General features: G+C 68.4%; 21 protein-coding genes and 3 pseudogenes. 15 read left to right on the top strand and 9 right to left on the bottom strand.

Annotated features, from left to right (window positions below; translation table 11 throughout):
* The 9 genes and pseudogenes from APY03_RS40515 to APY03_RS24040 all read left to right on the top strand — a co-directional run.
* Positions 1–311 (top strand): annotated as a pseudogene (locus APY03_RS40515) (hypothetical protein); the annotation flags it as partial.
* A gap of 116 nt (positions 312–427) precedes the next feature.
* On the top strand, positions 428–1339 hold the full coding sequence (locus APY03_RS24070) for a universal stress protein (RefSeq protein WP_083944535.1): 912 nt from the start codon (positions 428–430) through the stop codon (positions 1337–1339).
* Between the two features lie 82 nt (positions 1340–1421).
* Positions 1422–4079 (top strand): cation-translocating P-type ATPase, encoded by a 2658-nt coding sequence (locus tag APY03_RS24065; RefSeq protein ID WP_232081309.1) that lies wholly within the window; start codon positions 1422–1424, stop codon positions 4077–4079.
* Positions 4076–5101 (top strand): sodium:calcium antiporter, encoded by a 1026-nt coding sequence (locus tag APY03_RS24060; protein ID WP_068680866.1) that lies wholly within the window; start codon positions 4076–4078, stop codon positions 5099–5101. The genes APY03_RS24065 and APY03_RS24060 overlap by 4 nt, the downstream gene beginning before the upstream one ends.
* A gap of 47 nt (positions 5102–5148) precedes the next feature.
* Positions 5149–5316 (top strand): annotated as a pseudogene (locus APY03_RS45715) (hypothetical protein); the annotation flags it as partial.
* A gap of 70 nt (positions 5317–5386) precedes the next feature.
* Entirely contained in the window at positions 5387–6310 is a 924-nt protein-coding gene (locus tag APY03_RS24055) for an NAD-binding protein (RefSeq protein ID WP_269475653.1), read from the top strand.
* Positions 6307–7200: a universal stress protein gene (locus APY03_RS24050; protein ID WP_068680789.1), complete on the top strand. Its 894-nt coding sequence runs from the start codon at positions 6307–6309 to the stop codon at positions 7198–7200. The genes APY03_RS24055 and APY03_RS24050 overlap by 4 nt, the downstream gene beginning before the upstream one ends.
* A complete protein-coding gene (locus tag APY03_RS24045) occupies positions 7197–8543 on the top strand; it encodes an SLC13 family permease (protein ID WP_068680787.1) in 1347 nt (448 codons plus the stop codon). Before APY03_RS24050 ends, APY03_RS24045 begins: the two co-directional genes overlap by 4 nt.
* Before the next feature lie 90 nt (positions 8544–8633).
* The gene (locus APY03_RS24040) at positions 8634–9707 is read left to right on the top strand and encodes an NAD(P)-dependent alcohol dehydrogenase (RefSeq protein ID WP_068680785.1); all 1074 of its coding nucleotides are present in this window, start codon (positions 8634–8636) and stop codon (positions 9705–9707) included.
* Between the two features lie 105 nt (positions 9708–9812).
* On the opposite strand, the gene APY03_RS24035 is transcribed toward APY03_RS24040, so the two are convergent.
* From APY03_RS24035 to APY03_RS24025, 3 genes are all read right to left on the bottom strand, one after another.
* Positions 9813–10055, bottom strand: a complete 243-nt coding sequence (locus tag APY03_RS24035; protein ID WP_068680783.1) for a hypothetical protein — start codon at positions 10053–10055, stop codon at positions 9813–9815.
* A 156-nt stretch (positions 10056–10211) separates the two neighbouring features.
* Complete coding sequence (locus APY03_RS24030; protein WP_157103449.1) at positions 10212–10451, bottom strand: hypothetical protein; 240 nt, start codon at positions 10449–10451, stop codon at positions 10212–10214.
* A 294-nt stretch (positions 10452–10745) separates the two neighbouring features.
* Positions 10746–11642: a LysR family transcriptional regulator gene (locus APY03_RS24025; protein ID WP_068680779.1), complete on the bottom strand. Its 897-nt coding sequence runs from the start codon at positions 11640–11642 to the stop codon at positions 10746–10748.
* Positions 11643–11744: 102 nt separating this feature from the next.
* On the opposite strand from APY03_RS24025, the gene APY03_RS24020 reads away from it, so the two are divergent.
* The 5 genes and pseudogenes from APY03_RS24020 to APY03_RS44375 all read left to right on the top strand — a co-directional run.
* The gene (locus APY03_RS24020) at positions 11745–13265 is read left to right on the top strand and encodes a CoA-acylating methylmalonate-semialdehyde dehydrogenase (protein ID WP_068680777.1); all 1521 of its coding nucleotides are present in this window, start codon (positions 11745–11747) and stop codon (positions 13263–13265) included.
* Positions 13266–13275: 10 nt separating this feature from the next.
* On the top strand, positions 13276–14430 hold the full coding sequence (locus APY03_RS24015; RefSeq protein WP_068680775.1) for an acyl-CoA dehydrogenase family protein: 1155 nt from the start codon (positions 13276–13278) through the stop codon (positions 14428–14430).
* A 42-nt stretch (positions 14431–14472) separates the two neighbouring features.
* Positions 14473–15588 (top strand): enoyl-CoA hydratase/isomerase family protein, encoded by a 1116-nt coding sequence (locus APY03_RS24010; RefSeq protein WP_068680772.1) that lies wholly within the window; start codon positions 14473–14475, stop codon positions 15586–15588.
* A gap of 49 nt (positions 15589–15637) precedes the next feature.
* On the top strand, positions 15638–16534 hold the full coding sequence (gene mmsB / locus APY03_RS24005) for a 3-hydroxyisobutyrate dehydrogenase (RefSeq protein ID WP_068680770.1): 897 nt from the start codon (positions 15638–15640) through the stop codon (positions 16532–16534).
* Positions 16535–17000: 466 nt separating this feature from the next.
* A pseudogene (locus tag APY03_RS44375) lies at positions 17001–18518 on the top strand (AAA family ATPase); the annotation flags it as partial.
* Positions 18519–18601: 83 nt separating this feature from the next.
* On the opposite strand, the gene APY03_RS44370 reads toward APY03_RS44375, so the two are convergent.
* Complete coding sequence (locus APY03_RS44370) at positions 18602–19009, bottom strand: PIN domain-containing protein (RefSeq protein ID WP_102905867.1); 408 nt, start codon at positions 19007–19009, stop codon at positions 18602–18604.
* A 4-nt stretch (positions 19010–19013) separates the two neighbouring features.
* Positions 19014–19271, bottom strand: a complete 258-nt coding sequence (locus APY03_RS23985) for an AbrB/MazE/SpoVT family DNA-binding domain-containing protein (RefSeq protein ID WP_068680762.1) — start codon at positions 19269–19271, stop codon at positions 19014–19016.
* 232 nt (positions 19272–19503) lie between these two features.
* Here APY03_RS23985 and APY03_RS23980 point away from each other — a divergent pair, with 232 nt between their 5' ends.
* A complete protein-coding gene (locus APY03_RS23980; protein WP_068680760.1) occupies positions 19504–20151 on the top strand; it encodes a TetR/AcrR family transcriptional regulator in 648 nt (215 codons plus the stop codon).
* 10 nt (positions 20152–20161) lie between these two features.
* On the opposite strand, the gene APY03_RS23975 is transcribed toward APY03_RS23980, so the two are convergent.
* The 4 genes from APY03_RS23975 to APY03_RS44365 form a co-directional block, all read right to left on the bottom strand.
* Positions 20162–20893: a zinc ribbon domain-containing protein gene (locus tag APY03_RS23975; RefSeq protein ID WP_068680758.1), complete on the bottom strand. Its 732-nt coding sequence runs from the start codon at positions 20891–20893 to the stop codon at positions 20162–20164.
* 1 nt (position 20894) lies between these two features.
* Entirely contained in the window at positions 20895–21218 is a 324-nt protein-coding gene (locus tag APY03_RS23970) for a chaperone modulator CbpM (protein ID WP_068680756.1), read from the bottom strand.
* 4 nt (positions 21219–21222) lie between these two features.
* Positions 21223–22194, bottom strand: coding sequence for a DnaJ C-terminal domain-containing protein (locus tag APY03_RS23965; protein WP_068680754.1), 972 nt, complete (start codon positions 22192–22194; stop codon positions 21223–21225).
* 28 nt (positions 22195–22222) lie between these two features.
* The coding region (locus APY03_RS44365) for a histidine phosphatase family protein (RefSeq protein WP_232324381.1) at positions 22223–22609 on the bottom strand (387 nt) is incomplete at its 5' end.

The raw sequence follows: 22609 nt of genomic DNA, 5'->3' as shown, positions 1-22609 counted from the left end.
TCGCCATCGGCGGGGCAACCCGACGCTGGCTGCCGCACCACCTGATGGTGTACATCCTGGCGCGGGCCTGGATCGGGACCTTTCTCGCGTGCACTGCGGCGGCATGGCTGCGCGGCTGGCTGCATGATCTGCCGCCGAGCTTCGCGCCGGCTGATTTTGTCGTGGCCAGCCTTCTGAATGCCTTCGGCGAGGCTGTCTTGACCGGTGCCTTGGTGGCTGCCCTGGTCGCGTTTCGTCCCAAGATGCTGGCGAGCTATGCGGATTGGCTCTACCTGCCCGGGAGCACTTCCCCGGGGCGGGCCGACGCCTGATCGCCGGGGCTCGACCATCGAGCAATTCTTGCATTCTTCGATTCCCGCGCAACGCTTGCGTTGACGCACATCAAGCCCCGCCGAAACGGCCGCGGCTAGGCTTCCGATTCCCTTTCATGAAACGCCGGCTCCGGCCCGGCATGGAGACGATGATGGTCGAATACATCCCGCCGAAGCGAATCTTCGTAGCCACCGACCTCAGCGCGCGATGCGACCGCGCCCTTGCGCGGGCCGCACAGCTTGCGAAGGCGTGGCGCAGCGAACTCATCGTCGCGCACGTCGTCGATGCGACCGAAATTGCGCGACGCGACCAGTTGACGAGCAGTGCGCCCTCATGGCGTCGCCCTGAATCGTGGTCACAGACCCTGGAGCGGACGCTGAGCGCCGACCTGGAGGCGGAGGAGATCACGGCGACTTCGAAGATCGTGATCGGCTCGCCGGCCGAGGCGGTGCAGCAGGCCGTGACCGGCGACAGGGCCGGTCTGGTCGTGCTGGGCATCGCCAAGGACGCACGGATGGATCGCATCCAACTGGGCAGTACCGTCGACGCGCTGGTACGTCACTCGCGCGTGCCGGTGCTGAACGTACGCGGCCGCGCCCGAGCCGCCTATCGCCATGTGGTGGTGGCCACGGACTTCTCCGAGCCTTCGATGCATGCCCTGCGGCTGGCGGCGCGATGGTTCGAGGGCGCGCGACTGACGCTCTTCCACGCCTACATGCCGGCCGGGTCCCCCTTGACCACCGGCCCCGCGGCGGACGACTCGTGGCGCGCCGTGGTGACGCAGCAGTGCGCCGAGCGCTTGGTCGAGTCCGCGCTTCCTGGCCCCATCGAGGCCGGCCTTCGGCGCGTCATCGAGCGAGGGCAGCCGGAAGCGCTGCTCCCGGACTACGTCGCCAGCGCCGGCGTCGACCTCGTCGTGCTCGGCTCGCAGGGCCGCAGCGGCCTCGCGCGGGCCCTGCTCGGCAGCACGGCCGAGAATCTGCTGCACACGCTGGACTGCGACACCCTGGTAGTTCGCGGTGCCTGATGCGCTTTCCCGCCCCCGAGTTACGCACCAAAGTCCGGATTCAGGCCGGATCGCCGATGGCATCGACCCCTCATGGCATGCCTTGCCGGGGGATCAGGCGCTGCGCCACTTCGAGCTTGATCCGCAGAGTGGCCTCGACGCGGATGCGGTGCGTCGCGCTCATGCGAGGCACGGCCCGAACGCGCTGCCCCAGGCGCTGCCCAAGCCCGTCTGGCGCACCTTCGCGAGACAGTTCAAGAGTCCGTTGATCTACATCCTCTTCGTCGCCGCTGTGCTCGCGGTGGCGCTGGGGCATCACGGCGATGCGATGGTCATCCTCGCGGTGGTGCTGGTCAACGCGCTGATCGGCACCTTCCAGGAGGGCCGGGCCGAACGTTCGATGGAGGCCCTGCGACGCCTCGCCGCTCTGCACGTGCGCGTGCTGCGCGACGGCGGCGAGCGCGTGGTCGAGGCGCGCGAGCTGGTGCCGGGCGACATCGTGCTGCTGGCCGCGGGTGACGCGGTCGTCGCCGATGCCCGCCTGATAGAGGAAGCCCAGTTGCAGGTGGCAGAGGCCGCGCTTACCGGCGAGTCGGTGCCGGTATCGAAGTCGGTGGTTGCGGTGCCCGAAGCGACAGGCCTGGCCGACCGTCACTGCATGGTGTATTCCGGCACCTATGTCACCGCCGGCCGGGCGCGTGCCATCGTCGTTGCCACCGGTGTCCACACCGAGGTGGGCCGCATCGCCGGGTTGACCCAGCGTGCCGAAGAGCCGAAGACCCCGCTGGAGATGCGCCTCGAGCAGTTCGGCCGCGCGCTTGTGGCGGCGGCGCTGGGCCTGTTCGTCCTGGTGGTGCTGCTGGGACTGTGGCGCGAACTGCCGCTGTCGGAGGTGCTGATGGTGGCCATCAGCCAGATGGTCTCCATGGTGCCTGAGGGCCTGCCGGTCGCGATGACGATCGCGCTGGCTGTCGGCATGCAGCGCATGGCAGAGCGCGGCGCGATCATCCGGCGCCTGTCTGCGGTGGAGACGCTGGGTTCCACCACCGTCATCTGCAGCGACAAGACCGGCACCCTCACCCGAAACGAGATGACGGCCGTGGCCCTGTGGCTTCCCGGTGGTCGCCGGTTCCGTGTGAGCGGTATCGGCTACCTACCCGAAGGCGCGTTGGACGAGGATGGATCGCCTGCGGACAGGGCGGACCCGGCGCTGCGCGGATTGCTCGTGGCCGGCGCACTGTGCAACGATGCGGAACTGCTGCCACCCGAGGATGAGCGCGCCGGCTGGACGATCCTGGGCGATCCGACCGAAGGTGCACTGCTGGTGCTGGCGCGCAAGGCGGGGTTGGCGATCGACGCTCTGCGCCGCGATGCGCCGCGAGAGGCCGAACTGCCCTTCGACTCCGACAACAAACTGATGGCCACGCGCCACGCCGCTTCCGATGCACCGCGGCGCGTGTGGATCAAGGGCGCGCCGGAAGCCGTGTTGCGGCTGTGCGCGGCAGAAGGCGGCGCAACGTCGCTGGCGGCACGCGACGCCGCGGACGCCATGGCCACGCAGGCGCTGCGCGTGCTCGCCTTCGCCACCGTGGAGGACGACATTCTCGATGCGGCGGCCGGCTTCGATGTGCTGGTCGGCCGCGCGCGCTTGTTGGGCCTGGTGGGCCAGATCGACCCGCCGCGCGAGGAGGTCAAGATCTCGGTTGCCGAGTGCCGGGCGGCTGGCATCCGGCCGATCATGGTCACCGGCGACCATAAGCTCACTGGCCTGGCCATCGCGCGAGAACTCGGCATCGCGCGCGAGGGGGAACGTGCCGTCGACGGCCCCGAACTCGAACGCATGGGCGAGGCCGACCTGCGCGAAGCGCTGCCGAGCGTAGCGGTCTTTGCCCGCGTGCATCCAGCGCAGAAGCTGCGCATCGTCGAAGCCCTGCAGGCCCGTGGCGAGGTGGTCGCGATGACCGGGGACGGCGTCAACGACGCGCCGGCGCTGGCGCGTTCAGACGTCGGCGTGGCAATGGGCATCACCGGCACTGAAGTAGCAAAGAGCGCAGCCAAGATCGTGATCACCGACGACAACTTTTCCACCATCGTCGGTGCGGTTCAGCAGGGGCGCGTGGTCTACGCCAACCTCAAGAAGGTGATCCTGTATCTGTTCGCCACCTCCCTGGCCGAGGTGCTGGTGCTGCTGCTGGCGCTGGTCGGCGGCTTCCCGCTGCCGCTGGCCGCGGTGCAGATCCTGTGGATCAACATCGTTACCGAAGGCACGGTGACGGTGAACCTAGTGATGGACCCGGCAGACGGCGACGAGATGAGGCGTGCGCCGGTTCCGCGCAACGACCGGCTGCTCAGCGCCGGGATGCTGCGGCGCGTGGCGCTGATGACGCCGCTGATCGCCGCTGTGACCTTTGGCTGGTTCGCATGGCGGGTGGGCCAGGGCGTGGCCCTGGAAATCGTGCGCACCGAGACCTTCACGGTGCTGGCCATGTGCCAGTGGTTCAACGTGCTCAACTGCCAGTCGGCCAGCGCCTCGGCGCTGGGCGCGCGCATCGTGCGCAATCGCTGGCTGCTGGGCGGGCTGGCGCTGTCGGTGCTGCTGCAGTCGCTGGTGCTGTACGCACCGCCGATGAACACACTGTTCCACACGGTGCCGCTACCGCTCGCCTCGCTGCTGCCGCTCCTGTTGCTGGCCAGCATGGTGCTGTGGGTCGAGGAGGCACGCAAGCTGTGGGTGCGCACGATGCACCGGACCGGCCCATGACGCTGGCCTGGCTGGCGTTCCAGTTTGCCGCCTGTGCCGTGCTGATCGCGCGCGCGGGCTACGTACTCAGCCGCAGCGCCGACGCCCTCGCTGAAGCCAATGGGTGGGGGCGTGGCTGGGTCGGCCTGGCGCTGCTGGCCACCGTGACATCGCTGCCCGAACTGGCCTCGGGCATCAGTGCGGTGGCGTTCGTCGATGCGCCCAACCTGGCCGTGGGCAATGCACTCGGCGCCTGTGTCGTCAACCTGCTGTTCCTCGTCGTCGTCGACGGCTTGCAGCGCCACCAGCCGATGTACCGGGAGGCCAGCGCAACGCACCTCCTGTCGGCAGGTTTTGGCGTGGTGATGCTGGGCTTCGTCGCCCTGAGCCTGCTCATCGGTGAGCGCGCCCCCGCCGTGCTGCACGTGGGCGTCTACAGCCCGATGCTGCTGGCGCTCTACCTGCTGGCGCTCAAGGGGGTGCATGGGCACGAGCGCGAGGCCATGGTCATTGCGGCAGCGGCGGCCGCCGGCGGCTCCATGGCCCCGAGCGCGCCGACCGTTCCAGGAGGGACGCGCCAAGAATGGCGCCGATTCGGCCTGGCCGCGCTGGTGGTGCTTGCGGCGGGCAGCTGGCTGCCGGAAGTGGCCGACGGACTGGCGCAGGCGCTGGGCCTGTCCAGAAGCTTCGTCGGTACCGTGCTGATGGCCGTCGTGACCACGCTGCCGGAGATGGCCGTGACGCTCGGCGCGCTGAGGCTCGGCGCGCTGGATATGGCCATCGGCAACCTGCTCGGCAGCAACCTGTTCAACGTCGTGATTTTGGCAGTGGATGATGCGTTCTACATCCGGGGGCCCTTGCTCGCCGACGCCGCGCCCGTGCACGCCGGCACCGCGGTGACGGCGCTGGTGATGACGGGTTTGGTGATCGTCGGCCTGGTGATGCGGCCGAAAGGGCAGACGCTGCGCGTGGTCAGCTGGATCAGCGTGGGCTTGACGGCGACCTATCTCGTGAACGCGGCGCTGGTCTACCTCGGCGGCTAGTCGCCCGGAACGCGCATCACCGACGCCAGCCATCCCGCGCCGCCCATATGCACGCACCCTTCGCCGAGTTCGCCCTTCTGCTGCTGACCTGCGCGCTGGCCGGCGCCTTCTTCGTGCGGCTGCGCCAGCCTGTACTGATTGCCTACATCGTCGTGGGCATCGCAGTGGGCCCGGCTGGCTTGGGACTCGTGACCGCGCACGACCAGATCGACCTTCTGGCGCAGGTAGGGGTGGCGGTGCTGCTGTTCGCAGTGGGCCTGAAACTGGACCTGCACCACCGCGTTCCTGGCCGGCTTCTCGCTTGCCTCCACACCCTACCGCGAGGCGATGAATGCGCGGCTGACGGGTATCCGCGACTTCCTGCTGCTGTTCTTCTTCATCGATCTGGGCGCCAAGCTCGACTTCTCGACGCTCGGCGCCGAAGTCGCGCCGGCGGCCGTGCTGTCGCTGTTCGTGTTGATCGGCAACCCGCTCATCGTGATGGCCATCATGGGCTACATGGGCTACCGGCGGCGCACAGGCTTCATGGCAGGGCTGACCGTGGCGCAGATCAGCGAGTTCTCGATCGTGTTCGTCGCCATGGGCATCACGCTGGGGCATGTGGGTGTGGAGGCCCTGAGCCTGACCACCCTGGTGAGCCTCGTGACGATCACGCTGTCCACCTACATGATCCTGTACGCCCAGCCCTTGTACGAGCGGCTCGCGCCGTGGTTGCGGTGCTTCGAACGCCAGCACCCGTTCCGCGAGATCGCAGGCGAGGCGCAGGACGGCAGCGCGCACACGGCCCAGGCGATCGTTTTCGGCCTCGGCCGCTACGGCAGCCGCCTGTTCGAGCAACTGCGCGCTGACGGAGTCAACGTGCTCGGCGTTGACTTCGATCCCGAAGCCGTGCGCACACTGCAGGGGCGCGGCTTGCCGGTGCTGTTCGGCGATGGCGAGGACGCGGATTTTCTTCAGACGCTGCCGCTTCGGCAAGCGCGCTGGGTGATCACGACCTTCCCGCAATGGGAGTCCAACCGGGCGCTGCTCCACTCGCTGAAGGCGGCGCACTATCGTGGCCGGGTGGTGGGCGCGGTGCGCGATGCCGCCCATGGGCGCGCTCTGGCCGAGGCCGGCGTAACCCGAATCCTCAACCCTTTCGACGATGCGGCGGATCATGCGGCAGCGCGTCTTGCGATTGACATCCGTGAACAGGAGACAGCACCATGACCGACTTGGCCCCTATCCTCGCCGCCACCGACTTCTCGACGCCCGCCCGGCATGCCGCCGACCGTGCTGCGCGCCTGGCGCATGAGAACGGCGCGGCGCTGACACTGATGCACGTGCTCCCCGGCGGCGCCTTGCAGGAGCTTCGCCGATGGCTGGGCGCCGACCACGCGATGGAGCACCAATTGCACGACGATGCGCAGCGCCAACTGGATATGCTGATTGCGGACCTGCAGACGCATCGGCACGTGGCCGCTCGGGCGGTCAACGCGAGCGGGTCCGTTGTCGATGAGATCACCCGCGAGGCCGAGGTGCTGGATGCCGCCATGCTGGTGCTGGGCGCGCGCGGTGCCGGATTCCTGCGCCGGTCGGTGCTGGGCAGCACGTCCGAGCGGCTGCTGCGGCGCACGGTGCGGCCCTTGCTGGTGGTGCGGCAACGGCCGCACGAGCCCTACCGTCGGGTGCTGGTGGCGCTGGACTTCTCGCCTTGGTCGGCGCAGAGCGTCTCGCTGGCGCGGCGCGTGGCGCCGCATGGCCGTCTTCTGCTCTTCCACGCGTGCCAGGTGCCCTTCGAGGAGAAGCTCCGCTTTGCCGGTGTCGACGCCGCGACCATCGACCACTACCGCACGCGCACGCATGCGGACGCCACGCAGCGGCTGCACGCGCTGGCAGCCGCCAGCGGACTGAAGCCCGGCCATTGGGAGCCCTGCATCGTCGAAGGCGACGCATCGCAGCGCATCGTCGAACACGAGCAAGACAAGGACTGCGACTTGGTCGTGCTCGGCAAGCACGGCCAATCGGCTGCCGAAGACCTGCTACTGGGCAGCGTGAGCAAACATGTGCTGGCCGAAGGCAGCGCCGACGTGCTGGTCTCCGCGGCGCACGCAGCATGACATGGCCCTCGGCGTCGCTGCTGCGCGGGCTTGCGTGCCTGCTGCTCGCGGCGCTGGTGTACCGGAGCGCACCGCCGCCCGAAGCGCTGAGGACCGGACTTGCGCTCTTCGTCCTGGTTGGCGGCCTGTGGATGACGCAGGCGCTGCACCTGAGCGTCACCGCGCTGCTCGTGCCTCTGCTCGCCGTGCTGACGGGGCTGATGGACTTGCGCACGGCGCTCGCATCGTTTGCGCACCCGGTCATTTTCCTGTTCCTCGGCGGCTTTGCGCTGGCCGCGGCGCTGCAGCAACAAGGCCTGGACCGCAGGCTTGCGATGGCCGTGCTGCGCCTGGCCGCGGGCCGGCGTGCCGCCGCCGTGGCAATGTTGTTCGGCCTGACCGCGGTGTTGTCGATGTGGATCAGCAATACCGCGACCGCCGCGATGATGCTGCCGCTCGCCTTGGGCCTGCTGGGCGACGAAGATGGGCCGCGCGAACGAGCCTTCGTCCTGCTGGGCGTGGCCTACAGCGCAAGCATCGGGGGCATCGGCACGCTGGTGGGCAGTCCGCCCAACGCCATCGCGGCGGCCCAGGCCGGCATCGGCTTTGCCGAGTGGATGCGCATCGGCGTGCCGCTGGTCGTGCTGCTGCTGCCGCTGATGGCTGCCGTACTCTTCCTGGTGCTTCGGCCGCGCCTCCTCGTCCGGGTGGCAGCCCCTGGCGAGGAATCGACCGTGGCGCCCTGGACCCGCTCGCAGCGCTTCGCCGTGGCCGTGTTCGTCCTCGCGGCCGCAGGCTGGATCGGCGGAGCGCCGCTCGGCCGTGCGCTGGGCATCACGGCCGATATCGACAGCGTCGTCGCGGTCGCCGCCATCGTTGCGCTGGTAGCCGGCGGCGCCATCGGCTGGCCCGAAATCGAACGGCGCACCCACTGGGGCGTGCTGCTGCTGTTCGGGGGCGGGCTGACGCTGAGCGAGGTGATGGCGGCCAGTGGCGCCAGCCGGTTCATGGCCGGTGCGCTGATCGACACCTTGCACGGTGCACCCCTCATCCTGTTGCTTGTGGGCGTCGTGGCCTTCGTCGTGTTCCTGACCGAACTCGTCAGCAACACTGCGTCGGCGGCGCTGCTGGTGCCGATCTTCCTCGGGGTCGCTGCGGCGCTCGGGCTGCCGCCGCCGCTGTTCGCCGCGTCCATCGCGGTGTCAGCGTCCTGCGCGTTCATGCTGCCGGTGGCCACGCCGCCCAACGCCATCGTCTACGCGACGGACCAGGTGCCGCAGGCCACCATGATGCGCTGCGGCCTGGTGCTCAACCTGGTGTGCATCGGTGCGATCACCGCCGTGGCCGCGATCGTCTTCGCGTGACCGGGGTTGACGCGTATCAATGTCCTGCGCAACGTGGCTGCTACCCTGGCTCTTTCCCCTGGTACCACATTCGAGATTGGAGAGTTTCAAATGGCGAAGATGAAGGCGGCGATCTTTGTGCAACCGGGCCGCATCGTGCTGGACGAAAAGCCGATTCCCGATGTCGGGCCCCTCGATGCATTGATGCGGGTGACCACGACGACGATCTGCGGGACCGATGTCCACATTCTGAAGGGCGAGTATCCGGTCGCCAAGGGCCTGACCATCGGCCATGAGCCGGTTGGCGTGATCGAGAAGCTGGGCTCCGCCGTCTCGGGCTTTCGCGAAGGTCAGCGGGTCATCGCGGGCGCCATCACCCCCAGCGGATGGAGCAACGCTTGCCTCTGCGGCGCATGTTCGCAGGACGGCGCCGGAACGAAACATGGCTGGAAGCCGATGGGCGGCTGGAAGTTCGGCAACACCATCGACGGCTGCCAGGCGGAGTACGTTCTCGTGCCCGACGCCATGGCCAATCTGGCGCCCGTGCCTGATGACCTGACGGACGAGCAAGTCCTGATGTGTCCCGACATCATGTCGACCGGCTTCGGGGGTGCCGAGCGCGCGGGCATCCGGATCGGGGACACCGTCGCGGTGTTCGCACAGGGCCCGATCGGCCTTTGCGCAACGGCGGGTGCGAAGCTGAGCGGCGCCACGACAGTCATCGGCGTGGACCGGCTGTCGAACCGGCTCGAGATCGCACGGCGCATGGGCGCTGATCTTGTGGTCGACAGCAGCGTGAAGGACCCGATCGACGAAATCATGCGCCTCACCGACGGGCGGGGCGTGGATGTCGCGATCGAAGCCCTGGGCACGCAGTCGACGTTCGAAGCTTGCCTGCGCGTGTTGCGGCCTGGCGGAACGCTGTCGAGCCTGGGCGTCTACTCCAGTGACCTGACGATCCCGCTCGGCGCCTTCGCAGCAGGCCTGGGCGATCACAAGATCGTGACCACGCTGTGTCCGGGGGGCAAGGAGCGCATGCGCCGCCTCATGGCTGTCATCCAGGCCGGTCGCGTCGACCTCAGCCCGATGGTGACGCATCGCTTCAAGCTCGACGACATCGAGCAGGCCTACGAGCTCTTCGGGCATCAGCGCGAGGGGGTTCTGAAAGTGGCGATCACGCCCTGATAGTTGCGGAGGGACGCGTTCAGGAGAGGCCTTGAAGATTCTCGTCCCAACGGATGGGAAAGGCGGCAGCTGGCAAGTCCAGGCCTCTCTGGCGCAGCCTGGACATCAACGCGAGAGGGTGGCCACGATCATCGACAGACCGAAGCTGGAGAAGGTCATGGACAGGGCAACAAGCAGGATCTGGGTCTTGCGCGAGAGCTTGTTCCAGATCTCGACAGACCGGGTAGCGGTTTGGTTTAGCACGGATTGCAGAGAGACAAGGATGCGGGCCCTCTCGGGCGCCTGGTGATGCAGGGGCTGAAGGCTGGAATGCAGGTTGTCCAGCGAAGTCGCAGCGGCTGAGCTCATGACGATCTCCGATCAGTGGGGCGCCGGAGAGGGATTCATCTCTTTCCTGCGCATGATCGAAGTATTTGGTTTCCAGGTTCTGGACACATCGACCAGAGGAGCCAGTTCGGCCTGGATGGAGGGCCAAGGCCGGAGGGCCATGGTCGGGGCCGAGCCTCAAGGCGGCGGCGATACCGCAGCGGCCGGCGTGAACCCCGTCACGAGCTGCATGAGTTCGGCTCCGATGTTCACCACCTGGCTGTCGATCCCGGCGGGCAGCACCAGGCTGCAGGGAGCGTGAAAGCGTTGGGCCGCACCATCGACCACGAGCTTGCCGTGGCCGGTGAGCACCAGCACGATCCGGGCACACTCGATGGGCTGGAGGTCGACTCGCGCGTCGATCTCGAGGATTTCCATCCAGAGCTCGAAGGGCGCAAAACCCAGGCCTCGATGGGCTGCGGCAAAGCGTTGCCGCCCTTCGGCGTGAAGGCGAGGCAGGGTGGAGTGGTCGATGACATGCATGGTTTGGGGACTGTGACTGGCGCGAGCCCCGTCATCGCGGGGCGCGTGCGGATGCTCTTGTTGGTGTGGTGCCAGTGTTCCCCGTCCAGCCCCGGGTGCCTAGGCCAATCGAGAGCCAACGGCGAGCCAATGGCCCGGTTCCGCAGGGGTGTCCTTGGCTCCTTCGTCAGCTCTGGCGGTGGGGAAGGCTTACGCCTGCGGCGGCAGCAGTACCGCCCGCTGCGCCTCCACCGTCTCGCGCAGAAAGCCCCAGACCGCCTGCATCCGCGCCAGGTGCTTGCTTTCGGCCGGCATCGATATCCAGAAGGTGCGCGTGAAGTTCGCCTCGCCGGGCAGCACGGTGCGCAGGCGCGGATCGCGCCCGGCCAGGAAGGCGGGCAGCACCGCGATGCCCGTGCCGGCTGCCGCCGCCTGGTGCTGCGCCAGGATGCTGGTGCTGCGCAGTGCGAAGGCGTCGGGGCGGTACAGCTCGTCGAGGTACTGCAGTTCCTTGCTGAAGAGCAGGTCGTCCACGTAGCTGATGAATGTGTGGCCGCGCAGGTCCTCGCGCGACGCGATGCGCGGATGGGCATCCAGATAGTCGGCCGAGGCGTAGAGGCGCAGCACGTAGTCGGTCAGCTTGCTCACCATGACCGGGCCGCGGGCAGGGCGCTCCAGCGAGATCACGATGTCGGCCTCGCGCCGTGACAGGTGCACCAGCCGCGGCATTGCCAACAGATCGATCACCAGCCTGGGATGCTGCTGCGCGAACCGCGCGAGCTCCGGCGCAAGCACCATCGTGCCGAAGCCCTCCGTGGCACCGATGCGCACCAGGCCCGACAAGCCCTCCTGCGCCGCAGGCGTTGCGCTCTCGATCGTGAAGAAGGCCCCTTCCATCGCCTCGACCTGGGGCTGCAGGCGCCGCCCGGCTTCGGTCAGCCGATGGCCGCCGGCCTCGCGCGCGAAGAGGGCAGTGCCGATCTCCTTTTCCAGCGCCTGGATGCGCCGCGCCACCGTCGTGTGATCGACCGCCAGCCGTCGTGCCGCGCTCACGAGCGTGCCGGTGCGTGCCAGCTCCAGGAAAAAGCGCAGGTTGTCCCAATCCATGCGTTGCGATTATGCAGATCCTTGGTGCGTATTTATCTATTGCCATGGCAAAAGTGCAAAGCTAGCATCGGTCGTTGACGCCCACACTCAGGAGACAAACCCATGGATGCCACCACCACCCCCGCGACCCAGGTTGCCACCGTCAAGCTGCTCATCGGCGGCAAGTTCGTCGAGTCGAAGACCAGCGAATGGCGCGACATCGTCAACCCTGCTACCCAGGAGGTGCTGGCGCGCGTGCCCTTCGCCACGCAGGCCGAGGTGGATGCCGCCGTGGCCTCCGCCCAGGATGCCTTCAAGACCTGGCGCAAGACCGCGATCGGCGCCCGCGCGCGCATCTTCCTCAAGTACCAGCAATTGATCCGCGATCACATGGGCGAGCTGGCCGCCATCCTCACGGCCGAGCAGGGCAAGACCCTGCCCGATGCCGAGGGTGACGTGTTCCGGGGCCTGGAGGTGGTCGAGCACGCAGCGGCCATCGGCAACCTGCAATTGGGCGAGATGGCCAACAATGTCGCAGGCGGCGTCGACACCTACACGCTGCTGCAGCCGCTGGGCGTGTGCGCAGGCATCACGCCCTTCAACTTCCCGGCCATGATCCCGCTGTGGATGTTCCCGATGGCCATCGTCACCGGCAACACCTTCGTGCTCAAGCCCTCGGAGCAGGACCCGATGGTGACGATGCGCCTGGCCGAGCTGGCGCTGGAGGCCGGCATCCCGCCGGGCGTGCTCAACGTCGTGCATGGCGGGGAGGCGGTGGTCAACGCGATCTGCGACCACAAGGACATCAAGGCGATCTCCTTCGTCGGCTCCACCAAGGTCGGCACCCACGTCTACAACCGCGCCACGCTGGCCGGCAAGCGCGTGCAATGCATGATGGGCGCGAAGAACCACGCCATCGTCATGCCCGATGCGCACAAGGACCAGTCGCTCAATGCCATCGCCGGTGCGAGCTTCGGTGCGGCGGGGCAGCGCTGCATGGCGGTCTCGGTCGCGGTGCTGGTGGGCGATGCGCGCAAGTGGATTCCCGAACTGGTCGAGAAGGCGAAGACGCTCAAGATCGGCGCCGGCACCGAGAAGGGTGTGGATGTGGGCCCGCTGGTCTCGTGCGCGGCCTACGAGCGCGTCACCGGCCTGATCGAGCGCGGCGTGGCCGAGGGCGCGACGCTCGAGCTCGACGGCCGCAAGCCCACCGTGCCCGGCTACGAGAAGGGCAACTTCGTCGGCCCGACCATCTTCTCCGGCGTGAAGCCGGGCATGACGATCTATGACCAGGAGGTCTTCGGACCCGTGCTGTGCGTGGCGGGGGCCGAGAGCATCGACGAGGCGATCGAGATGATCAACGCCAACCCGAACGGCAACGGCACCGCCATCTTCACGCAATCGGGCGCGGCGGCGCGGCGCTTCCAGGAAGACATCGACGTCGGCCAGGTCGGCATCAACGTGCCGATCCCGGTGCCGGTGCCGATGTTCTCCTTCACCGGCTCGCGCGCGTCGAAGCTCGGCGACCTCGGGCCCTACGGCAAGCAGGTGGTGCTGTTCTACACGCAGACCAAGACGGTCACGGCGCGCTGGTTCGACGATGCCACGGCGCATGGGCTGAACACCACCATCAGCCTGAAGTAACCTCAGGCGCATGGACTTCGAACTTTCCGAGGAGCAGCGCGCCTTCGCCCAGACCGCGCGCGACTTCGCCCTCGCGGAATTCGCGCCGCATGCCGCGCAGTGGGATGCGGAGGCCATCTTCCCGAAGCAGGCCATCGCCAAGGCCGGCGAGCTGGGCTTCTGCGGCCTGTACGCGCCGGAGCGCATCGAGGGCCTGGCGCTGCCGCGCCTCGATGCCACGCTGGTGTTCGAGGAGATGGCGGCGGTCGATCCGTCGACCACCGCCTTCATCACCATCCACAACATGGCCACGTGGATGCTCGGCACCTGGGGCACGCCGGCCGTGTGCGAGCGTTGGGGCGCCGACCTGACCAGCGGCCGCAAGCTGGCCTCCTACTGCCTGACCGAGCCCGGCGCGGGCTCGGATGCCGGCGCGCTCAAGACGCGCGCCGAGCTGCAGGGCGGCGACTATGTGATCAACGGCGGCAAGGCCTTCATCTCGGGCGCCGGCGCCACCGACGTGCTGGTGCTGATGGCCCGCACCGGCGGCGGCGGCGCGGGCGGGATCTCGGCCCTGGCAGTGCCGGCCGATGCGCCCGGCATCAGCTACGGCAAGAAGGAGCACAAGATGGGCTGGAACAGCCAGCCCACGCGCACCATCAGCTTCGACAACGTGCGCGTTCCGGCGGAGAACCTGCTGGGCAGCGAGGGCGAGGGCTTCCGCATCGCGATGAAGGGGCTGGACGGCGGCCGGATCAACATCGCGACCTGCTCGGTCGGCGCGGCGCAGGGCGCGCTCGATGCCGCGCGGCGCTACCTGCACGAGCGCCAGCAGTTCGGCAAGCCGCTGGCCAGCTTCCAGGCCCTGCAGTTCAAGCTGGCCGACATGGCGACCGAGCTGGTGGCCGCGCGCCAGATGGTGCGGCTGGCGGCGAGCAAGCTCGACGCGGGCCACGTCGATGCCAGCACGTATTGCGCCATGGCCAAGCGCTTCGCCACCGACGCCGGCTTCAACGTCTGCAACGAAGCCCTGCAACTGCACGGCGGCTATGGCTACCTGAGCGAGTTTCCGCTGGAGCGGCTGGTGCGCGACGCGCGCGTGCACCAGATCCTCGAGGGCACCAACGAAATCATGCGCGTGATCGTCTCGCGCAAGCTGCTGGAGGGGGATGGCGATATCCGCTGAACCCTGCAATTCGACATCGGACATCTGCCTTTTGCCAAACCCATGACAGAACAAGTCGTCCTCTTCGACGAAATCAAGACCACCGGCGGCAAGCGCTTCGGCGTTGCCACCCTGAACGCCCCGGCCTCGCTCAACTCGCTGTCGGTGGCAATGGTGCGCCTGCTCACGCCGAAGTTGCGTGAATGGGCGCAGGACCCTTCCGTGGCCGGCGTGCTGCTGCAGGCCGCGGGCGAAAAGGCCTTCTGCGCCGGCGGCGACCTGCGGCAGCTCTACCAGACGCTCCTGGAGTGCGGTCCGGCACGCAACACGTATGCGGAGGATTTCTTCCGCGAGGAGTACGTGCTCGACCACCTGATCCACACCTTCCCCAAGCCCCTGCTGTGCTGGGGCCACGGCATCGTGATGGGCGGCGGGGTGGGCTTGATGGCGGGCGCCTCGCACCGGGTGGTGACGCCGCAGAGCCGCGTCGCGATGCCGGAGATCAACATCGGCCTGTACCCCGACGTGGGAGGCAGCTGGTTCCTGCGGCGCATGCCGGGGAGGGTGGGCCTCTACCTGGCCTTGACCGCGGCGCCGCTGAATGCGGCCGATGCGATCTTCTGCGGCCTGGCGGACCTCGTCGTGCCGCAGGAGCGCAAGGCGCAATTGTTGGAAGCGATCGCGGCGGCGACCTGGCATGCCGAGCCGGCGGCAGATCGGGCCACGCTCTCTCGGCTGCTGGCGCAGGCGGGGCAAGGTGTTGCGCACCAGCCGTCGAAAGTGCGCGAGCATTTCGACGCCATCAATGAACTGATGGCGGGCGACGACCTGCTCGACATCGCGAAGCGCCTGCGCGCACTGCAGTCCCAAGACCCGTGGCTGCAGGGGGCCGCCCAGACCTTCACCAAGGGTTCGCCCAGTTCGGCCGCCTTGTCCTTCGCGCTGTGGCAGCGCGTGCCCCGCATGTCGCTGGCCGAGGTGTTCCGCCTCGAGTACCGGGCCTCGCTCGGCTTCTGTGCGCACAAGGACTTCGCCGAGGGCATCCGTGCGCTCCTGATCGAGAAGGACCGCAACCCGAAGTGGAATCCGGCCACGCTGGAGGAGATCACGCCGGAATTCGTCGAGGACCACTTGAGGCCGCGCGGCGATATGCCGCCGGAGCTCGCAGCGCTCATCTAGAACAGACCCGCCCTCTGCGTCCGGCAACCGCATTCACAGGAGACAACAAATGAAGATCGCATTCATCGGCCTGGGCAACATGGGCGCCCCCATGGCCCACAACCTGCACAAGGCCGGCCACGGGCTGAGCGCGTTCGACCTCTCGGCCGAGGCCTGCAGGAAGCTCGGCGCAGAGGGCGTGTCCATCGCGCCCTCCGCCGCCGACACGCTGGCCGGCGCCGAGGTGGTGATCAGCATGCTGCCGGCGAGCCAGCACGTGGAGTCGCTCTACTTCGGCAGCGAGGGCCAGCCCGGGCTGCTGGAGCGGATCGCGCCCGGCACGCTGGTGATCGACAGCAGCACCATCGCCGCGGCCACTTCGCGCAAGCTGGCGCAGGCGGGGGCGAAGCGGGGCATCGCGGTGCTCGACGCGCCGGTCTCGGGCGGTACCGGCGGCGCGATCGCGGGGACGCTGACCTTCATGGTGGGCGGGGCCGCGGCCGACCTCGAGCGGGCGCGGCCGGTGCTGGAGAAGATGGGCGCCAACATCTTCCATGCGGGCGAGGCCGGGGCGGGCCAGACCGCGAAGATCTGCAACAACATGCTGCTCGGCATCCTGATGATCGGCACCTCGGAAGCCATCGCGCTGGGCGTCGCCAACGGGCTGGATCCCAAGGTGCTCTCGGAGATCATGCGCCGCAGCTCGGGCGGCAACTGGGCGCTGGAAAAATACAACCCGCTGCCCGGCGTGATGGAGAACGCGCCGGCGTCCAAGGGCTACGCGGGCGGCTTCGGCACCGACCTGATGCTGAAGGACCTCGGGCTGGCGCAGGAGAACGCAGCCGCCGTGCGCGCGGCCACGCCGCTCGGCGGGCTGGCGCGCAACCTGTACGCGGCGCACAGCCTGGCGGGGCATGGCGCGCTGGATTTCTCGAGCGTGATCAAGCTGGTGCAGAAGGCCGGCTGAGCAGCCCGCTGCCGCCTGCGCGCGGCAGCGCCGGCCGTGGTCGAGGCGGATCGCCTTCAAGGCCAGGCGAGCCACAGGCGGGTGAGTCGTTGCAACGCGCCCGCTCGCCAAAAATTGCACGCGCGCCGACTGTTACCTGCGCTGCGCGCGCTTCCGGCGGCTTTTCGCGCGCGCGATTGCCTACGATCCGGCGTCGCGCCCGCGTCTTCCGCCGTCATGAAGCATTTCCATCGATTCCTTCGCTCGAAGGGCCGCCTGGCCCTCGTCCTCATCCTCGCCTTCGCCGGGCTCGTCGGCGCAGCCACGTTCTTTCTTCCTCGAGAGGCGTCGCCCGTCCACCGGCTAGACGGGCCTGCCCAGGAGATGCGCAGTTCGCCGGAGGCGTGGACAGCCGTCGAGAAGGACGGTTCCGAGCTGTTGCGTGACCTGCGTGCCGGCCGTGTGGGCGCCGTCGGGCTTGCGCCGAATGCGCTCCTCGTTTCCACGACTGGCGGCGAACGCTACTTCGTCGTCGACGGCCGTGGCTCCTTTGCCGCCCTGGCCATCTCGCAGGCCCAGCAAGCCGACGCCAGTTCGCTTCCAGCTCGTCGTGCTGCCGGACAGCAGGGTGGGTGCGCCCGCCGCAGACAGCCGCACACTCACGACGGCGCGCGACCTGGCCGGCATCTTCCTGCCGCTCCTCCTGCTCGCACTGGTGGTCTACGCCATGCGCGACACGATCGGCGGCGGCGCGAAGCTGGTCGAGAAGCCGGCAGGCGTCGGCTTCGGCGACGTGATCGGCGCCGGCGAGGCCAAGCATGCGCTGCAGGACATCGTCGATTACCTGAAGAACCCGGCCCGCTACCGCTACATAGGCGCGCGAGCGCCGTGCGGCGTGCTCATGCTCGGCGGCCCCGGGGTCGGAAAGACCCTGCTTGCGAAAGCCCTGGCCGGCGAATGCGGCGCGCACTTCATCGCCACCAACGGCAGCGAGTTCACCTCGAAGTTCTACGGCGTGGGCGTGCAAAAGGTCAAGAAGCTCTTCGAAACCGCGCGCAAGAACGCACCCTGCATCCTGTTCATCGACGAGCTCGACGGCATCTCCAAGCGCACCTCGTCGGGCGCCGGGCCTGCCGAATCGGAGAGCAACCGCATCATCAACCAGCTGCTGGTCGAGATGGACGGGTTCGAGGCCAACGAGGGCGTGATCGTGGTCGGCGCGACCAACCTGGAGGAGCACCTCGACGAGGCACTGCTGCGCGAAGGCCGCTTCGACCGCCGGGTCCAGGTCAAGCTGCCGGATGTGCGCGACCGCTGCGCCATCTTCACGCTGTACACCGGCAAGCTGCGCACCGAAGGCGCGATCGACCACGAGCAGCTCGCCCGCCTGACCACCGGCCTGTCGCCCGCCACCATCGCGCACATCGTCAATCACTCGGCGCTGGTGGCCGCGCGCGCGGGCAGCCGGGCGGTTGCGATGGGCCACCTGATGGAAGCCATCGAGACGACGCGCATCGGCGAGCTCAACGGCGCGCAGCGCGCGCTGGGCGAGCGCGAGCGCCGCTACATCGCCGTGCACGAGGCCGGGCATGCGCTGGTTTCGGCGGTGCTGGGCTACGGCAAGGTCGAGAAGGTCACCATCCTGCCGCGCGGCGGCGCACTGGGGGTCACGCTCGTGACGCAGGAGGAGGACCAGGCGCTGGTGCTCAAGAGCGACATGGAGAAGCACATCCAGATGCTGCTCGGCGGGCGCAACGCCGAGCTGGCCGTCTTCGACGAGGCGTCGAGCGGGGCCAGCCAGGACCTCCAGCAGGCCTCCAGGCTGGCGCTCGACATGGTGGGGCGCTACGGTTTCGGCCAGGACGGCGCGCTCTTCAGCATCGGCGCGCTCCCGGCGCAGCATGCCTCCCGGCAGATCTCGGCGGCGGTGCGCCAGGCCAACCAGCTGCTCGAGGCGCTGAACCTCCAATGCCAGCATCTCCTGCGTGCACACCGCCGGGCACTGGACGCGCTGACCGAGGAGCTGCTGGCCCAGGAGACGGTGTCGGGCGAGCGGGTGCTGGAACTCGTCGGCGCGCGCGGGCAGAGTCAGTCGAGCAGCGTCATGCCGGCCCCGCGAACGGCGGCGCGGTCGAAGCTGACGATTGCGCTGCAACCGGCATGCAACGCAAGCTGTGCAACCAGCAGGTCCGCAAGCCCGGCTTTGGACGACTTCCTGTCTTGAAAGAGGCGCACTGCTTCCTGCACCACCTCCCGCTGTTGCAAGTGAAAGCGGGGCGTCTCGAGCAGGTCGGCGACGGTTTCTCCGATTTCCTGAGGGGTGGCGCTGTAGAGCCGCTCCAGCACCCAGCACAGTTCCACCAGAACCACCAGGCTGATGAAGCCTGGCGAACGCTCGCTCAGGTGGGTTTCGATGAAGCGGGTCGCGCTGGCTGATTGTTTGGCGTCATCCTGTGCGAGGTAGCGCACCAGGACATTGGTGTCGATACCGATCATGAAGCTAGCGGGAAGATCTGCGCTGACGCGCAGCCGCCGCATCGCCGATCGCCTCGTTCATGGCCTTGATGCTGACGGGCTTGGCGGCGCGTCCGGCAAAGCGGCCCTTGAGCGTCGTGACATCGGTCTTGAGCGGAACCAGCTTGAATCCGTCACCTTCCGGGACGAAGTCGACTTTGGCACCGGGCCGAAGACCGAGGGCGTTCCTGACGGACAGCGGCATCGTGATCTGTCCCTTGCTGGTCAAGGTGGCGACAGCCATGCTGAGCTCCTTACGAAAGGTAAGGATTATACGGCTCACCTCTGACCCCCTCTGGCGTCGCGAGGTGGAAGGCTGCCTCGGGGTGCCGCCACATACGGCGTAAACCGGACGACTACCGAGAATTGGGCGACTGTCAAAAGACCTCGGGGCAGACACCGCCTGTCAGCCTGGCGCAAAGGACTGCGTGCTATTCTTTTCGGGATCTGGACGACTGTCCCAACAATCCCAGGCCATGGCTTCACACCGGGAAAAGCAGGCGGATCGTGTGCCGCGCACACGGGTGGACAAGTTTGCCGAGCGGCGCGCCGAGCTCGGCGAGGCCGCGTTGCAGACGCTGGCCACCCTGGGCTACGCCCGCACCAGCCTGCGCGAAATCGCGCAGAACTCGGAGTTCTCGCATGGCGTGCTGCACTACTACTTCAGCGACAAGGTCGACCTGATCGTCTGCAGCGTGCGCCAGTACAAGGCGCGGTGCGTCACCCGCTACGACCGCGTGACGGCGAATGCGGCCAGCTACGACGAGATGATGGAAGGCTTCCTGCGCGACCTGGGCGACGCGCTGCGCGACGAGGCCCAGATGCATCGGCTGTGGTACGACCTGCGGGCGCAGGCCCTGTTCCTGGAGGCCTTCCGCGCCGACGTGGCCGCCATCGACAACAGCCTGGAGAACATGGTCCTGCGCGTCATGAGGCGCTTCTCGGAGCTGGCCGAGGTACCGCTGGCGCTGTCCCCCTCGGTGCTCTACGCATTGTTCGACGGGCTGTTCCAGCATTACCTGCTGCGCTACTTGTCGGGCGACGATGATGCCGTCGAGGCGTTGCGGGCGGATGCGCGCAGCGCGATCGACACGTTGTTCCGCGTGCCCGCGCACATCGAGTAGAGCGGGTTCACTAGTAACCCAGCTGCAGCGGATTGCGCCGCGCCACGTCGCGCCTGGTCTGCTCGCGCACGGCGTTGCAATGCGGGTGCCTGGCGTACTGCGCCTTGGCGCATTGCGCCGCCTCGCAGCGCGACGCTGCGATGAAGTTGAGATGCGCGCATCCGGGTCGCGGGTCGGCCGCACTCGGGCGCGCGACGACCTTGCGGGACTCCTCCGTGCGCACCGCGCTCGCGTCGCTGGCGCGGCGCGGTGGCGGCACCTGCACCAGTTCGCTTCTGGCGGGGCCGGGCGCGACGAGGCTCTCGGCAGGGTCCAGCGCCTCTGCGGGGCGCACCGGTTCGGGAGGCAGCAGCGGCCTGTCGTGATCGGCGGGCGCCTGGGGCGGAACTGCAACGTTCAATCGTGCCCCCGGCGGCGCCGGGGTGGCGGCGACAACAGCGGGCGGCCCGGACGGGGGATTCGGCACCTTGCGCGTCACATAGGCATACCAGCTGACGAACGCCGTGGTGATCACCACCGACAACACGGCAAACCGGATCCAGAAGGCGCGCGTCTCGATCGGCAGCATCCCTGGCGTGGGCGCGCCCGGCGGTGGCGGCGCGTGCGGGGTCCGCAGCGCCTTCATGCTCTGGAGCGCGGACGGGCCGGTGGCGGCGAAGGAGGGCAGTTTCGCCGCGCAGCCCTTGCAGAACTTCGCGCTCTCGCGGTTCTCGGTCCCGCACTGGTCGCAGACCACCGGCATGTCAGATCTCCCGGGCGAGCCCCCGCGCAGTCAGCAGGGCCTTGAGCCGCCGCACTTCATGCTCGAGATCGAGGATCAGCGCTGCCGCGTCGAGGCCGACCCCGAAGTCGCGCTCCAGCCTGCGCGCATCGAGCGCGCATTGCAGGTCGGCACTGTGGAAGCACCAGTCGTCCGGACGTTCGGCAGGACCGCGCACCTCGATGATGCCGATCTCGACCAGCTGGACGACCCAGGCGATTTCGGCGCCGCAGGCATGCGCGAGTTCGTCGGCGCGCAGCGGATGGGTGTTGCCAAGAGGAATGGTGTCGAAGGATGGGCTGGCCATGGCATCAGACTCCGAGATGGCGGCGTGGATCGAAAGGGGCGGCCTGTGCCAACTGCTCGTAGGCTTTGCGCGCGACTTCGGTCTGCGCCGGCGGCAGCGCGATTTCCAGCAGCAGGTAGAGGTTGCCCGGCGGCTGGCCCGGCAGGCCGCGCTCCTTGAGCCGCAGCTTGAGGCCGTTGCGCGCGCCCGGCGGCACTGTCACCTCGACCACGCCGCCCCCGGGCGTCGGCACCTTCACCTGCGCGCCGAGCGCGGCCTCGGTGGGTGTGACCGGGAGCGTCATGTAGAGGTCGCGGCCCTCGATGCGATAGAGCTTGTGCGGTGCGATGCGCACCTCGAGGTACAGGTCGCCGGCCGGTTCGCCGCCATGGCCCGGCATGCCCTGGCGGGCGAGCCGGATGTACTGGCCGGGATGCACGCCGGGCGGGATCTTCACGGCGAGCGTGCGCGTCTTCCATTGGGGCCGGCCCTGGTCGTCGAGCTCCTGCGAGCGCAGGGTGATCTCGCGCTCGGCGCCTTTCAAGGCGTCCTCGAGCGCGATCTCGATGGCCGCGTGGTGGTCCTCGCCGCGCGCCCGGTATTGGCGGCGCTGGGCGCCGCGGCGCTCGGCGGCGCCGAAGAGCGAGGAAAAGAACTCGCTGAACTCGGCATGGTCCGCCGGCCCCTGGCCTGGGCCCCGGTGGAACTCGAAGCCCTCGTCCCAGCCCGGCGGCGGCTGGAAGCCCTCGCCGGGACCCGCTCCCGCATAGCGGCCCTGCGCGATCTGGTCGGCCAGCGCGTCGTAGGCGGCGCGCTTCTCCTTGTCGCGCAGCACGTCGTTGGCCTCGTTGATCTCGCGCATGCGCCGGTCGGCGTCAGGCTCCTTGCTGACGTCCGGGTGGTACTTGCGCGCGAGCTTGCGGTAGGCCTTGCGGATTTCCTCTTCCGTCGCGTTGCGCTCGACGCCGAGCGCCTGGTAGTAGTCTTTGAAGTCCATGGTGGTAATGGGCGGCGTCCCGAGCCGTTCAGGCCAATGCGGCCCCACCATGCGAATGGTGCAGGAGCGGCCTCACCGTCCATGTAGGACCGCTTCGCTCGAAGCGCAAGGGCTGCGCGTTGCCGAGCACGCCGCGGTCTGTCGGGATGCCAAGCGCCGCCACGAGCACGTGGAGCGAGCCGCCATGGGCCACGATCAGCACCGGCGCCGGATGCGCCAGCGCAGCCTCCAGCGCGGCGCGCTTGCGCGCGACGAACTGGGGCAGGGTTTCGCCGCCCTCGGGCTCGCAGGCCCAGTCCAGTTCGGCGGAGGAAGTCCCGATAAGGGCGCCGAAGTTACGCTCTCGCAGGCCCTCGAAGTGCAGGGGCGCCATGCCCAGCCCGGTCGCGACCGCGTGGGCCGTGTCGAAGGCGCG

Origin of the sequence: Variovorax sp. WDL1, from assembly GCF_001541225.1 — a bacterium.
GTDB lineage: Bacteria > Pseudomonadota > Gammaproteobacteria > Burkholderiales > Burkholderiaceae_C > Variovorax.
Note: the sequence above shows the minus strand (reverse complement) of the source record. Positions and strands in the feature narration are given on the sequence as shown.

Bases quoted from the DNA above. Each gene is read 5' to 3' on its own strand.
- APY03_RS24070 (WP_083944535.1), top strand. From the start codon at position 428: ATGAAACGCCGGCTCCGGCCCGGCATGGAGACGATGATGGTCGAATAC.
- APY03_RS24060 (WP_068680866.1), top strand. From the start codon at position 4,076: ATGACGCTGGCCTGGCTGGCGTTCCAGTTTGCCGCCTGTGCCGTGCTG.
- APY03_RS24050 (WP_068680789.1), top strand. From the start codon at position 6,307: ATGACCGACTTGGCCCCTATCCTCGCCGCCACCGACTTCTCGACGCCC.
- APY03_RS24045 (WP_068680787.1), top strand. From the start codon at position 7,197: ATGACATGGCCCTCGGCGTCGCTGCTGCGCGGGCTTGCGTGCCTGCTG.
- APY03_RS24040 (WP_068680785.1), top strand. From the start codon at position 8,634: ATGGCGAAGATGAAGGCGGCGATCTTTGTGCAACCGGGCCGCATCGTG.
- APY03_RS24035 (WP_068680783.1), bottom strand. From the start codon at position 10,055: ATGAGCTCAGCCGCTGCGACTTCGCTGGACAACCTGCATTCCAGCCTT.
- APY03_RS24030 (WP_157103449.1), bottom strand. From the start codon at position 10,451: ATGGAAATCCTCGAGATCGACGCGCGAGTCGACCTCCAGCCCATCGAG.
- APY03_RS24025 (WP_068680779.1), bottom strand. From the start codon at position 11,642: ATGGATTGGGACAACCTGCGCTTTTTCCTGGAGCTGGCACGCACCGGC.
- APY03_RS24020 (WP_068680777.1), top strand. From the start codon at position 11,745: ATGGATGCCACCACCACCCCCGCGACCCAGGTTGCCACCGTCAAGCTG.
- APY03_RS24015 (WP_068680775.1), top strand. From the start codon at position 13,276: ATGGACTTCGAACTTTCCGAGGAGCAGCGCGCCTTCGCCCAGACCGCG.
- APY03_RS24010 (WP_068680772.1), top strand. From the start codon at position 14,473: ATGACAGAACAAGTCGTCCTCTTCGACGAAATCAAGACCACCGGCGGC.
- mmsB (WP_068680770.1), top strand. From the start codon at position 15,638: ATGAAGATCGCATTCATCGGCCTGGGCAACATGGGCGCCCCCATGGCC.
- APY03_RS44370 (WP_102905867.1), bottom strand. From the start codon at position 19,009: ATGATCGGTATCGACACCAATGTCCTGGTGCGCTACCTCGCACAGGAT.
- APY03_RS23985 (WP_068680762.1), bottom strand. From the start codon at position 19,271: ATGGCTGTCGCCACCTTGACCAGCAAGGGACAGATCACGATGCCGCTG.
- APY03_RS23980 (WP_068680760.1), top strand. From the start codon at position 19,504: ATGGCTTCACACCGGGAAAAGCAGGCGGATCGTGTGCCGCGCACACGG.
- APY03_RS23975 (WP_068680758.1), bottom strand. From the start codon at position 20,893: ATGCCGGTGGTCTGCGACCAGTGCGGGACCGAGAACCGCGAGAGCGCG.
- APY03_RS23970 (WP_068680756.1), bottom strand. From the start codon at position 21,218: ATGGCCAGCCCATCCTTCGACACCATTCCTCTTGGCAACACCCATCCG.
- APY03_RS23965 (WP_068680754.1), bottom strand. From the start codon at position 22,194: ATGGACTTCAAAGACTACTACCAGGCGCTCGGCGTCGAGCGCAACGCG.